Raw genomic sequence first — 13635 nt, 5'->3', positions numbered from 1 at the left:
CGGCGGCGAGCAGCGCCCCGGGCGCGGCCAGCGCCAGCGCGGCCAGCACCAGCGCGAGCCGCCGCGCGGAAGCGCGCTGCTCGCTGCGCAGCTGCTCGCGGGCGGCGCTGTCATGCGCCGCGCGCTCCTCAGCGAAGCGCAGCTCGGCCTCCGCCTGCTGCCAGTCCGCGGCAAGCCGCCGCAGCTCGTCCAGCTGCGCTTTCCACTCCTGCGCGGGAAACCTGGCAAACAGCGACAAACTTTCGCTGTGCCGCTCGCGATACCCGTTCAGCGCAGTTTCGGCTTGTTCCCGTTCGGCGGCGGCGTAACCCGCCTCTCGGGCCAACATCATCTCCTCCGCTTCGGCGTGCAGTTGCCGCTGCGCCAATTCCGCAAACGCTTCGCGGAATTCGCGGATTTGCTCGCGCAGCGCGATCGTCTGCGGAAATGCGGCCAACGCCGCTTCATCCCATCCAGGATCGATTCGCTTCAACAGTTTACCTAGCTCCGTCTCAGCATGTTCCAGTTCGGCACGCAGCTCGGCTGCCGCGGCCTGATTGTCGCGGTAAGCGGCCGACCGTTCCAGCAGACCGCTCAATTCCGCTTGCGCTTCCGGAGCAAACGAAACTTCGCTGCGCTCCGGCTTGTCCAGCTCCCTTTGCAACTGCTCCCGCTTCAGCGCCAGCTTGTCCAGTTCGCCAAACAGCCGCTCCTGCTCGGCAAGATAAGCGTCAAGCCGCGGCACCGCTTCTTCCGGAAAATGCTCCGTGACAGGCAGCCCGGACAGCTGTGCCTGCACAGCCAGCCAGCGCGACCAGGAGTCGCTTAATTGAAGCGCGGTACGGACCATCTGCAGCCCCGCAGCAAGCTGATCCTTGCGATCCGAAAGCTGCAGGATACGTTGTTCCGTTTCTTGAATCCGCGTCCGTAGATGATCGTATTCGGCCACCGCGTCAGGATCGCTGCGCAGCGCGGCCTCCAGCTCGGCGACCCGCTGTACGAGCTTGTTGATCGGCTGAAGTTTGCCTCTCGGCTTGTACATTTGGTCCAGCCCGGCGGCAAGTTTTTTCTCCGCCTGGCGGATTCGGCTTGCGCTTGCGCCGAGCCCCGCACTATATATGTAACCGCTGATCTCTTCTCCTTGCAAGGTGCTCAACTCCTGCAGCTCGCCGAGGCCAAAAGCGAATACTTGCCCGAACAGCTGAGCCGAAATGCCGCCGAGCAGCTCGGCGAGTTTGGCTTCCCCTGCCGCCGTTCCGTCTTCATAGACGATACGAAGCGCCGAAGAAGCCGCCGATTTTCCGTTAGCGGCAGCATACCTTTCGATTCGCGCCGGGCGGCCCTGCGAATCGAGAACGCCGATCGCGCCTCCGGCAGCTCCCTGCTGCCGTGACGGAAATCCGAACAATACGGCGCGGATGAATTGCAGCAGCGTCGACTTGCCCGCTTCATTGCGCCCGTACACCAGCGTTAACGGCTGGCTGCAATCGAGCTGCAGGTCGCGCAGCGCTCCATAATCCCGCACATGAATATACGTTAATTTCATTCGCTTCCCCCCGTCTCCGCCAGCATGTCGACCGCCAGCGTTTCCGCGGCTTTGAGCAGCTCCAGCCGCTCTTTCGGCGGCAAATCACGCAGCAGCCGGGCAAGCGCTGGTTGGCTTTTTAGCGCCGCCAGCGCCTCCTCGCAAAACGGCTCAAACCGCTCCCGGTCTTCGGCCAAACTTTGCGAAAGACGCAGCAGGTCCCCCAGAAAGCTCGTTTCCTGGGCTAACACAGACATGTCAAGCCCTGCACCGGTCCGGTTCTCGATCGCTTCGATCCATACGAACGGATAACCGTCCGCTCCTTCCGCTGCCGCCGTTTCCTGCAGCCGCAGCTCGGCTGCCAGCTCTTCCAGCGCCGGACCTTGCGATATGGCCGCATGCAGCTTGCCGCGCCCTTCCAGCTGAAGCCGGACAATGCAAGCTCGTCCTTCGGCTTCGCTGCGCAGCTGCTCCAATACGCTCTCCACCGCTTCTTTCAGATGCTGCTCCGTATCCATCCCTTCAATCGACAGGCTGTGCCGCATCCATCTCACCGTATCCAGCGGGTGGAACACAAGCGAGGTATCTCCGGCATGATTCACATCAACGATATAACAGCCCTTGGCTCCGGTTTCATTGCTGTGTCTGCCCTGCGTATTCCCCGGGTAGACGACATGGGGATGCTCATGCAGCGTACGCCGCGTATGTATATGTCCCAAAGCCCAGTAGTGGATCCCTCGGTCCAGCAAATCGTTCAGGCGGCACGGCGCGTAGTTATCGTGAGAGGCGTCACCGTCCACATTGGCGTGCAGCAGGCCAATCCGGTACAGCTCCCCGGGATTGGGCTGAAAACGCAGCGCCAAATTTTCCTGCACCGCCGCCGTCTCATATGAAATGCCGAATATTTCGGCCACAGCCCCCCGATCGGGCGTCATTGCGGTGATGCTTGCCGCCTCCCCGCTGAAAAAATAGACCGAGTCGGGATACCGCAGCCGGGCCGATTTGCCCTTCAACGGATCGTGATTCCCATGAACAATAAAGGCGGGTATCTGTTTACCCGCCAGCTGTTCCATCGCTTTTTGAAAGCGGATCTGCGCTTTAAGCGACCGGTCCGCCGTATCGTATACATCTCCTGCAATAACGACAAAATCTGCCTGCTGCTCGGCTGCGAGCCGGACCATCCGCTCCAGAGCGGCAAAGGTCGAATCTCTCAGCCTGTCGCGTATGACCGGCGGCAGTCCGGCCAGCCCGCGAAACGGACTGTCCAGATGCAGATCCGCGGTATGCAGAAATCGGAAAGCTTTCATTATATGTCACTCCTCACGCCGCACAAGGCCACTGAAAAAGTGAACGCTGGCACTTCTCCAGCATGATTTCGCTTACTTCGCTGCTTTTTCAGTAGCCTTTGCCGCACCTCCGGTATTTTCGGACCATGCCGCCGCATGATTCTAATCTTTGCGGTAGCTGCGGTATACTGCCCGCAACTGCTGAATGACCCGGGTCAGCGAATACGTATTTTTCGCTTTCTCCCAAGCGACCCGGGACAAGTTGTACCGGTATTGCGGATCGGACATCACCTTTTCAAGCGCGCCCGCCAGCGCATGCGCATCGTCAACCGGGACAAGCAGGCCATTTTGCCCATGTTCGATCTGTTCGGCGATACCGCCGACGTTGGTGCCGACGACGGCCAAACCGCAAAGAGCCGCTTCCGCAAACACGGAACCAAACGCCTCCGCCCGGGACGGCAGTACAAACACATCAAAAAACGGCATAAAATCTTCAGGGTGCAGCATGTATCCGTAAAAAATGATTTCTTCGTAAATGTTCAGCTGAAGCGCCATTTCCTCCAGCTCTTGGCGGATCGGACCGTCGCCGATCAGATGAAGCACAAACGGAAGTCCTTTTTGTTTCAATTCGGCGCATGCCTTGAGCAAAATATCGAGCCCTTTTGCCGGAACAAGGCGGCAGACGGTAATCAACTGCGGAATGTGATTTTCGTGAGAAACCGGGCGAAACCGCTTTTCATCATAGCCGTTTGGTATGACGCCGATCCGCTCCGGTTCCTGTACGTACTCGGACAAATACATCTTGAAAGAATTGGACACGGTGATCAGCTGATCGACCCGATCTTCCAGTTCTCTGTATATCGACGTCAGGAACGTATGCTCCGGACCGTTCTCGGCTATTTTTCCGTTTAGAATCAGCTCGCGTTCAAAGCTGGAGTGAATCGTCATAATGACCGGCGTGTCCGGATAAAGCTGCTTCATGACAAGCCCCGTAATCGGATGATGTGCGTGAATCACGTCATAAGTGCCGCGCAACCTGAGTTTTGTCCACCATACATAGTCCTTGTAGGTCTGTATATATTTGTCCACAATAGGGACTCCTTCAAATTTGCGCCAATCAAACGTTTGAAACGATACTTCCTCTGTCCCTTTCTGCCTCACCCTTTTGGGCAGCGAGAACAGCTCCATATTCCAGCCTCTTCTATTAAAACGCTCTAAAATATAGGGAACCATTGAGGAAACCCCTCCGGGTTGCTCTGGCGGAAAAAATAATGCTTGTAAAATATTCATGGTACCCCTCCCAAGGTAAATCCACCTTTTCGGCCCACAGCCTGCTAAGGTCACATGTCTATTGTACTCGCTCCATGGCCCGCAGAAAAGACTTTCGTTTGTAAGCGTATACAAATGACTTTCCGAATGACTTCCTAGTTCATCCGATTCATTGCCAAACAGATCACGTTCACAGTATATTAATTGTATATGCTTTAGGTCATTAAATGTCTACTGCTTCCATTGGGGGAGTTATATGAAATTTTCCGACATCGCCTTCGGGCAGATGAGCAGTGTCTACTGGTTTACGATCATTCTTACGATATTGACGATGATGCTGCTTGTTTCTTTACGTTTGATGTTCAGCCGCAGAAAAAAGGCTTATTTGTCCATGACGTTGTCCGTTATGATCCTGATGTGCCAATACGTGCTGAATATACGCGCTTCCTACGCCGAAACATTGGACAACCTCACCGATTACAGCCTATTGATGCTGAAGATTGTCTCTTTTACTTTTCTGAATTTGGGCGTTTTCCAGGTATACAACACGACCCGCAAACGTCACAGCCTGCTGTTTTCGGCTTTTTTGCTCGGCAGCTTCGCGGTATCCGGCACTTATTTCCTGACGCCGGACTGGGTCTCGTCCACGGGAACCCAACTGGTGCTGCTGCAGCAGTTGTGGATGAACTTGTATTTATATGTGCTGATTTTTCTCGGCTTTACGCTGATCGCTCCAAGAATCGGTCAAGCCGGCAAATACCAGGTCGGTCTGACCATTTATTTTTTCGCTCACACCGCACATATGGTCAACACGTACATGTTCGCCGGCAAGCAGCCGTTTTACACACTGGTGGAAAATATGCTGCCTGTGGCCTTTTTCATGATTATGTTCCTGCTTTTGTTCGAACGGGTCATTGAGCTGATGCAGGCGATTTACACCTCATCGATCACGGATGGTTTGACCCGGCTGTATAACCGCAAATACTTCGATAATGTTGCCGGAAAGTTCATTCAGCGCCACGTTCCGGTGTCCGTCATTTTTAGCGATATCGATAATTTCAAGAAGCTGAACGATACAAAAGGCCATGATATGGGCGACAAGGTGCTGAAGCAGGTGGCGAACATCTTGCGGGAAGAGTCCGAAGAATACGGGATCTGCGGCCGTTACGGAGGCGAGGAGATGGTCGTGCTGGTCACCGACCCTGACGCCAACTGCGGCGAGTTGGCCGAGCGGATCCGCTTGCGGATCGAAGCGGAAACTATTGCGACGGTCAGTATGGGCTACAGCAAATACAAACAAGGCGTCACGCGGGACGAGCTGATCAAGCAAGCGGACGATGCGATGTATACTGCCAAAAAAACCGGCAAAAACAAAGTTGTCAAATATAGCAAATCGGCTCCAAAAGCGGTAGCGGCCGCCGTTGAGTAACTTCCGGCGTTGTCAGATGAAATTCGGGGACAAAAAGTAAATGACGACGCTTCTTTATGACAAAAGTTTGCATAATTCATCGCGTCCGCGGGGATGATAACCCTAACATTGGTAAACAGACCAATGAAGATTTGCACCAGGAGGGATTCATCTATGGCAAAAGGTCAAAGTCGTTCCAGCAATCAGCTTGTCGTACAACAAGCTGCATCCGCAATGAACCAGTTGAAGTACGAAGTAGCGCAGCAGCTTGGCATTCAAATTCCGCAAGACGGCTACTATGGCTATATGGCCACCCGTGATACAGGCGCTATCGGCGGACATATTACCCGCCGCTTGGTGGAAATTGCCGAGCAGCAATTGGCGCAACGGTTTTAGACTGATCTGCGCTACATAGCCGGCTCTAATCGTTCCTTTACGCCACACATCCCTGCCGAACAACCGGCAGGGATGTTTTTTGTTTCGTCTTGGCGTCCGATCAGCCTTCAGCCATTCCTGGCGACACGCTGCGGCTGCACGATCAAACTTTTCTCCATACACACATAAGGCACTTTGCGCAGCGGGTAATACACATAGCCTCTTTCTGTGTAGCCTGCCCGCTCGTACATCGCCACCGCAGTCTCATTCTGCGAATATACGTCAAGCCGGATGCTTGTGTTCCCGCGTGTTCCGGCAAGCACTTCGGCAAATTGCAGCAATCTCTTGCCGATGCCTTTTCCTTGATGATCCGGGTGCACCGCCAGGCGGTGTATGCACGCAGGCCGGCCTGCCGTATCTTCCCAAGGCAAAGCGGCCGTCTTCTGCATGAGCTGCTCATCCAAGGCGACAGCCCCGAGGACAACGCCCCCACGTACGATTCCGTACAAAATTTCCGACTTGATATCGCCGCGGATCACAAAGCGATTTGGGTAAAACCAATCCCACTGGTAGATCCGCTTAGCCCGCAAGTCGCGTTTCACGGCCGAATACAACCGCAGCAAGCTGCGGTAATGATCCATCGTCAGCGGGATAATCAGCAATTCGGATGCTCTGTTTTTCATTTGCCGCAGCTCTCCTTTTACGCTCGCCGGGCAGGGTCGCTGCCTGCGGAACCGGCTGCAAAAATCCACTTTTCCACCGCATAGGAAATGCCATCCTCATGCAGTGATTTCGTAACAAAACGCGCTTTTTGTTTGAGCCCGTCTCCCGCGTTGCCCATGGCGATTCCCATCCCGACGGCTTCAATCATTTCCATATCGTTTAAGCCGTCTCCGAAAGCCGCCGCTTCGGCAGCTTCGATATTGAGGTGCTCGCATAATTTCTGCAAGCCGACCGCCTTGTTCATGCCGCCCGGATTAATGTCGAGCGCCCATGTCCGCCAGCGGTGGAGATAATAGTCCGGCTCGTTGCCGATATAAGCCGATTCTTCGGTTTCGCTGCAAAACACAATACATTGGTATATGGCGGGCACTTGCTCCGCCGACTCAATAAGCAGCGGTTCCATAAATCCGATTTCCTGCTGGGCCTGACGGAAATAGGGGTCATCCTGCCGGTTGATGAACATTTGTTCGGCGCCGTAGAGAAGAAACGTATGGCCGCGTTTTTCCGCTTCCTCAAGCCATTCTCGAATCGTCTCTGCCGGGAAAGCATTGCCGAAGACAGTTTGCCCGCGGTAACCGATATGGCTGCCGTTGCAGGTCACTGCCCAATCTATGCCAAGAGCCTCTCTCAGCTCTTTCATTTCGTATTCGCTGCGGCCGGTGCACAAAGTAAGCGAAACGCCGGTTTCTTTCAGCTTAAAAAGCGCCTCGCGGGTGGAATCCGGTAAATAATCCCGGTCCCTAAGCGTACCATCCACATCAAAAGCAGCCAGTTTAACCAAATCTCCCACTCCCATTCTTGTATTCAGTCTATTTTGCAACTATTATACTACCTGCCGCGCCGAGATGAAACCGAAAAAAACGGAGCCGAAACCGCCGCCGCGTTAAACCGTTCCAGCGGTTGTTTCCGCCAACCTTTCCGCGTCTATAGGCGAGCCTTGAATCAGGCGGGCAATGTTGTCAGGATAAGAAGTCGATGGACTGAAGTTGTCGATGGACCAAAGTTGTCTATGGGCCACAGTCGTTACGGGAATGATCAAGCTTCTTTTATGCGTCGTGGCCCGTTCTGGACATAGAACCCATTGTGATCGATAGCGGACTGGAGTGAAACTGTAGATTGGTTATGCAACCCTAGCTTGGAGGAAGCCCCCACTCTAACACTCTAACGGACACAGGCGCCGCAATGTAAACCAAATCTGGGGTTTGCTGCATGTAACGGACACCGGCGCACTTATTCGGCCTACCATCGCGGTTTCCCCGACTTTTTTGGGCAAATAAAGTCTCCTGCGTCCGTTAGACATGATAACCCCGATTTTTTCGCCAAATAAAGGCGCTCCTGTCCGTAAGCGTTGGGGCACGACGTTCGCATGCATAATTCTAGTCGCAGGCTAGCCATAGCGACGAGGATGTCGGCTTCAGCCAGCCAGCAACGATCAGCTTTAATTCAAGGTCGAACGAATCGAATGGATGAAAAAAATGATCGAAAACGGCCTTGGCATCTCTTTTTTGCAGCGGAATATCGTTAGCAAGGAGCTGGAGAGCGGCAAGCTGGTGGAAGTGCCGCTGCTGCTAGCGCTGCCGACAACGCCGATCTCCCTGCTGTTCCGCAAACATGTGCCCAAAGATATCCGCACGGTCATTATCGAAACAGCCAACAGCTTGTTTAATGAGGAACTCGGGTAACAAATCGCAAGTTTTTTCAAAAACCGTCTCCCCTTGTCCTAACGAGTTGAACTACCCACTCCACTGAAGACGCCTGGTCCTGATTGATCGTACGACACGTGAATATCCCCATCTATAGTAAAAGGACTTCGGCTACCTCCACTGCAACACACAGTGGAAGCCGAAGTCCTTTTTCTCGCAGGCTTATCATTTAAAGGCTGAGTCCGCTTTGTTCCGCTCCTAGATGCGGCTGCTGTTCCGGCCGGACCGTCCCTTGTTTCCGCTGCAAATACGGCGCCGGGATCGGGAACAAGTCGCTGAGCTTCCGGGCCGCGCCAAATTCGTTAATAAACTGAATATGCTCCCGCGTAAATTTCCGCGGGCTGTCGAGCCCCGCCGCAGCGGCCAACGAATATAAACCGTAACGCATGCTGATGATGTAGTTCATGACTCTCCACTGCTTTTCCGCGGGAACAAGCGCATCCTGATATTTCGGATGGGTCGTGGCAATTCCTGAAGGACATTTGCCGGTATGGCATTGGAGCGCCATAATACAGCCGTTCGCCATCATAAATCCTCTCGCTGAATTTACCGCATCGGCGCCAATCGCCAGCGCAATCGCCACTTTATCGGGAGAGATCAGCTTACCTGAAGCAAAAACCGCAAATTGATCGCGGACGCCGAATTTATGCGCCGTATCGATAAACGTGATCAGCGCCGGAATAAGCGGCATGCCCATTGTATCGGCCATCGATTTGTAGGTCGCTCCCGAACCGCCTTCGCTTCCGTCAACTGTAATAAAATCGGGATAAATGTCCAAACGAACCATCGCTTCCATCAATCGTTCCAATTCGTCCTGCTGGCCGATGACGATTTTCAAACCGACCGGTTTGCCGCCGAGCTCCTGCATCTCCCGGACAAAAGCAAGCGTGTGTTCCGCATTATCCAAAAAAGCGAACCGGTTCGGCGAATTGACCGTCTGTCCTATGGGAACTTTGCGGATTGCGGCTATTTTTGCTGTCACCTTGCTGCCTTCCAGATGGCCGCCGCGGATTTTGGCTCCTTGCGCGAACTTCAGCTCAAACGCCTTTACGTGGTCCTCCGCGGCGTACAACGCAAATTGTTCTTTGGAAAATTGTCCCTTTTCATCCCGATAGCCAAATAAACCCGGCCCGATTTGCGCCACTACATCGGCTCCCGAAGCCAGATGCTCCGGCACTACCCCGCCTTCGCCCGTATTGATCCAGGAACCGCCCGCCAAAGCTGCTCCTTGACCGGTGGACAAAATATAATTTTCCCCGATAGCCCCATACGAAGTAGCCGAAGCGCCAAACATCCCTTGCAGTTTCCACGGATGCCTCCGGTTTTTGCCGACAATTACCGCATCGGTTTCATTATACAGCCAACGCGGCGTTGTATCGTCGATCATCCGTTCTGTGCGGCTGAAGAGACCTTCACGTTCAATTTGGTATTTTTTGGATTTTACATTTTCTTCTTGAGCCACACTAAGCTGATCGCTTAATAAAGGGAACATGGCATTGGCAATGTAAAAACCGGGTTTGTCAAAATCACGTTTGGAGCCAAAACCGATCAGGTCCGTGCGGTATTTGGCGGAAAACACCAAACCTACATAGTCATACCTTGAAAATGGTTTGCCATCGGCATCGTCGTCAAACCAATATTGCCGAAACTCGGGTCCAAGCTTCTCCAGCAAATAACGCACCCAACCCAAAAACGGGTGAGATCTGATAATGGAATGTTGCGGCCTTCGCGAAATAATAAACAACTGCAGCAATAATGCGGCCACTGCGATTACAATAAACGCGGCAATGATTCCCAGAACATCAATAAAGGTCATGTATAAATCTCCTTTCTGATCGTGGTAAAACGTTCCATTTCAGTTTATCATAAATCCGCAGATGCGTTTTCGCCGCACAAAAAAAAGAACTGCGCAAGGTTTAGGGCTGTACCCTAAACTTGCGCAGTATCCGGATCTGGAACATGATAAGTGCGTGCTTTTACTTGACCGTCACATTAACAGTGACCGTCATCCCGGCAAATCTCGCCGTAACGACAGCATTGCCTTTGCCGTATGCCGTAATGAGTCCATCCTTGACATCGGCGACCTTGTCATTGGAGCTTTTCCACATCGCCTGCGAAGCTACCTCGGCATCAACGCCGTCCTTATACGTTGCGATCAAAGACACCTGCTTTGTATCTTCTACGCTTAACGTCAGCTTCTTGTCGGCGGATTTCAAGTACTTTAATTCGTCGATGGCAAGCTGGATCGTAATCCGTTTGCCGCCGTATTTGGCCGAAATCGTCGATTTGCCGTATTCAATCGCCGTAACAACGCCGTTTACGACATCGGCAACTTTAATATTGCTTGACGCCCACTCCGCTTCGGAGGTTACGTCTCTTGTGGAACCGTCGGAATACGTCGCAGTTAACTCCAGCGCTTCGCTGCCGCCGGATTTCAACGACAACAACCTTTTGTTGAAGGCCAATTTCTGCGGAACGCCAACTTCGACAGTGACCGCAACGGATTTGCCGCCATAGGTTGCCGTAATCGTCGCTTTTCCCCCGCTATAAGCCGTTACCAGACCGCGGTCCACATCGGCAACTTTGTCAGCGTTTGTTTTCCATTGCGCTTTATCGGTCACCGTTTCGGTCTCATTATTGGAATTGGTCGCCGTCAGCACCAGCTGGGCTTGCCCGTCTTTGTCCATGACAAGCAGCTTGGTGTTCAGAGAAAGTCTGTTCGCCATATCGACTTCAACCGAGACGGTTTCCGTTTTGTCGCCGTATTTCACGGTGATCGTAGCCGTGCCGCCGGAAATCGCACGAATGACGCCGCCATACACCTTGGCTACTTTTTCCTGCGATGAGCTCCAATCGGCATCATCGGTAACACCCTTGGATGTGCCGTCCTTGAAAGCTGCTGTTACCGTAATAGCAGCCGACTGTCCTTCGGAAAGGAGCAGCTTGTTCTGGCTTACGGTAAGACCTGTCACTTCACCTACCGTTACGGAGACTGACACGGTCTTATCGCCGTAGGTTGCCGTAATGGTCGTAGCACCACGGTCGATTGCCGTTACCAAGCCTTTATTGACACCGGCTACGGAAGTGGTCTTGCTTGTCCAAACGACTTTCTGCGTAACATCTTCAGTTTGGCCGTTCGGATAGGTCGCTGTGACCGTTAACTGCGAAGTACCTCCGGCTTGCAGGCTGATCTTGGTTAAGTTCGCCGTCAAATAGGTAGCTTGATCGACCGCTACCTGGACTGTCGCCGTTTTACCGCCAAACGTCACCGTAACAACCGCCGAGCCGGATTTATAAGCAGTTACATTGCCTTTGCTGACCATTGCCACGTCTTGATTGTCAATGGACCAGACCGCTTTATCCGTCACTATGACAGGATCGCCTTCGGCATAAACAGCCGTCACCGTAAGTTGCTCGGAAACACCGGTCCGCAGATCAATCGCCGTTTTGTTCAAGCTGATCTTGCGCGGCACCTCCACATCAACCGTGGCGGTAGCCGTCTTGCCGCCATACGATGCGGTGATCGTCGCTTGACCCATCTTAATGCTGCGGATCAAACCGCCTGTAACGATCGCATTGTTTTCGTTGCTGGAAGTCCAATCCGCTTTGCTGGTTACTTTCTCGCTGGTACCGTCTGCAAACGTAGCCGTAAGCTCCAATTGCTTCGTATTGTTTTCCTTCAAAAATACGTCGGTCACATCGAGTTCCAGCTTGCTTGGAATTTCCACCTGAACCGTGACAACCGCTGTCGTATCGCCGTATTTGGCGGTCACAACAGCTTGGCCTGTGGCAAGGGCTTCAATTTTCCCTTTGGTCACTTTCACCGCCGCGATATTGTCGACCGACCATTCCACTTGGTCCGTGACATCGACTTTGCTGCTGTCCGCGCGCAAAGCGGTTACCGTAAGCTGCTCCGTGCCGCCGGTCCGCAAGCTGACCGTTTTCTTATTCACCGTCAAGCTGCGCGCCACATCGACATCAACAACCAGCTTGGCCGTAACCGAACCGAATTGCGCAGTCACAATCGCTTCGCCTGCGGAAATCGCTTTGATCGTGCCTTTCGTGGCATAAGCAACGGATTCTTTGTCGGACGTCCATTTGGCTCTATCCGTCACATTCTCCGTTGTGCCGTCGGCATATGTAGCCGTAAGCTCCGCGCTGTAGGAATCTCCGGTGTTCAACTGAACCGAAGATACCTTCATTTCCAGCTTGCGCGCCGTTTCAACGTCGACGCTAACGGTCGTCGTTTTGCCTCCGTAACTTGCGTTAATCGTCGTTTGCCCGCTGGAATAACCGGTAATATTACCTTTCTCCACGCTGGCTACGTCTTCGTTATCGGAAGTCCACGTCGCCTTGGAGGTTACGTCTTCGCTGCTTCCATCTGCATACACCGCAGTAACTTTAACTTGCTCGGTGCCGTTGACCTTTAAAAATAAGTCCGACTTGTCCATATCCAGCCGTTTGGCGACATCCACATTCACCACAACGGTAACGGATTTATTTCCGTATTTACCGGTAATCGTCGCTTGGCCGGTTCCGTAAGCTGTAATCAAACCTTTAAAAGCATCGGCCACGCTGCCTTTGTTCGAGGACCATTCAGCTTTCTCCGCCATATCCTCGTAATCGCCGTTGTCAAACAGCGCCATCAATTTCATCTGCTTGGTACCGCCGACTTTCATGATCAGATCGGTCTGGTCCAAATCAAGTCTGCGCACGGAATCAACCGCAACGGAAATCGACACGTTCTGACTGCCGTAAGTCGCGTTGATTGTTGCCGAGCCGCTGCTGACCCCGGTAATCAAACCGTCGTTAACCGAAGCGATCGAATCGTTGGTTGTAGACCAATTTGCTTTATCGGTCACATTGGCGGTAGTTCCATCCGTATATGTAGCTACGAGCGAAATTTGATCCGATGCGCCGACTCGAAGAGAGCTGCTCGTTTTGTTTTTGGTAAGAGTGCGCACCTTTTTCTCCACATTCACATTAACAACGACCGTTTTACCGGCATATGTCGCAGTGATCGTGGCTGTCCCTTCCGCTTTTGCGGTAATCACGCCTGCATAAACGGACGCGATAGACGGCGTGCCCGATGTCCAATCCGTTTTGATCGTGACGTCATCCGTGGCGCCGCTGACCGTGATCGCCGTGGCGGTAATAGAATAGGTGTCGCCGATTTCAAGCGTCAGATCGTTCTTGGATAATATCAAGCGAGATACTTCGTCCGCGGCAAATGCTTGTCCGCATAAACTGAACAGCAACGCCAGCACCAAAGCAACGCTTCCCCATCTCCATCTTTTGCTAGTCTTCAAAAAACGCACTCCTTTCTGTTTTCTAAAACTTCCGCTAATTTGCGGTCTCCTGTCCATG

At 53.2% G+C, this 13635-nt stretch carries 11 protein-coding genes; 3 read left to right on the top strand and 8 right to left on the bottom strand.

Annotated features, from left to right (window positions below; genetic code table 11):
* The 3 genes from EYB31_RS04710 to EYB31_RS04700 all read right to left on the bottom strand — a co-directional run.
* A partial coding sequence (locus EYB31_RS04710) for an AAA family ATPase (protein WP_165452209.1) occupies window positions 1-1525 on the bottom strand: 1525 nt, incomplete at its 3' end.
* Window positions 1522-2811, bottom strand: a complete 1290-nt coding sequence (locus tag EYB31_RS04705) for a metallophosphoesterase family protein (RefSeq protein ID WP_131012093.1) — start codon at window positions 2809-2811, stop codon at window positions 1522-1524. The genes EYB31_RS04710 and EYB31_RS04705, both read right to left, overlap by 4 nt.
* 141 nt (window positions 2812-2952) lie before the next feature.
* Window positions 2953-4080: a glycosyltransferase family 4 protein gene (locus EYB31_RS04700; protein ID WP_131012092.1), complete on the bottom strand. Its 1128-nt coding sequence runs from the start codon at window positions 4078-4080 to the stop codon at window positions 2953-2955.
* 235 nt (window positions 4081-4315) lie between these two features.
* Here EYB31_RS04700 and EYB31_RS04695 point away from each other — a divergent pair, with 235 nt between their 5' ends.
* Window positions 4316-5488, top strand: coding sequence for a GGDEF domain-containing protein (locus tag EYB31_RS04695; RefSeq protein ID WP_131012091.1), 1173 nt, complete (start codon window positions 4316-4318; stop codon window positions 5486-5488).
* Between the two features lie 153 nt (window positions 5489-5641).
* The gene (locus EYB31_RS04690) at window positions 5642-5863 is read left to right on the top strand and encodes an alpha/beta-type small acid-soluble spore protein (RefSeq protein ID WP_131012090.1); all 222 of its coding nucleotides are present in this window, start codon (window positions 5642-5644) and stop codon (window positions 5861-5863) included.
* 107 nt (window positions 5864-5970) lie between these two features.
* On the opposite strand, the gene EYB31_RS04685 is transcribed toward EYB31_RS04690, so the two are convergent.
* From EYB31_RS04685 to EYB31_RS41230, 3 genes are all read right to left on the bottom strand, one after another.
* Window positions 5971-6525: a GNAT family N-acetyltransferase gene (locus tag EYB31_RS04685; protein WP_240762054.1), complete on the bottom strand. Its 555-nt coding sequence runs from the start codon at window positions 6523-6525 to the stop codon at window positions 5971-5973.
* A gap of 17 nt (window positions 6526-6542) precedes the next feature.
* The gene (locus EYB31_RS04680; RefSeq protein WP_165452208.1) at window positions 6543-7346 is read right to left on the bottom strand and encodes a Cof-type HAD-IIB family hydrolase; all 804 of its coding nucleotides are present in this window, start codon (window positions 7344-7346) and stop codon (window positions 6543-6545) included.
* A 102-nt stretch (window positions 7347-7448) separates the two neighbouring features.
* Complete coding sequence (locus EYB31_RS41230) at window positions 7449-7583, bottom strand: hypothetical protein (RefSeq protein WP_276322032.1); 135 nt, start codon at window positions 7581-7583, stop codon at window positions 7449-7451.
* Window positions 7584-8022: 439 nt separating this feature from the next.
* Between EYB31_RS41230 and EYB31_RS04675 the strand changes: the two genes are divergently transcribed.
* On the top strand, window positions 8023-8247 hold the full coding sequence (locus EYB31_RS04675; RefSeq protein ID WP_276322034.1) for a LysR substrate-binding domain-containing protein: 225 nt from the start codon (window positions 8023-8025) through the stop codon (window positions 8245-8247).
* A gap of 190 nt (window positions 8248-8437) precedes the next feature.
* Here EYB31_RS04675 and EYB31_RS04670 read toward each other — a convergent pair whose 3' ends face one another.
* Entirely contained in the window at window positions 8438-10084 is a 1647-nt protein-coding gene (locus tag EYB31_RS04670) for an FMN-binding glutamate synthase family protein (protein ID WP_131012087.1), read from the bottom strand.
* Between the two features lie 160 nt (window positions 10085-10244).
* Entirely contained in the window at window positions 10245-13577 is a 3333-nt protein-coding gene (locus EYB31_RS04665) for an Ig-like domain-containing protein (protein WP_165452207.1), read from the bottom strand.
* Window positions 13578-13635: the final 58 nt, after the last annotated feature.

The sequence above is a fragment of the Paenibacillus thalictri genome, from assembly GCF_004307995.1.
In the GTDB taxonomy this organism is placed as follows: Bacteria; Bacillota; Bacilli; order Paenibacillales; family NBRC-103111; genus Paenibacillus_AF; species Paenibacillus_AF thalictri.
Note: the sequence above shows the minus strand (reverse complement) of the source record. Positions and strands in the feature narration are given on the sequence as shown.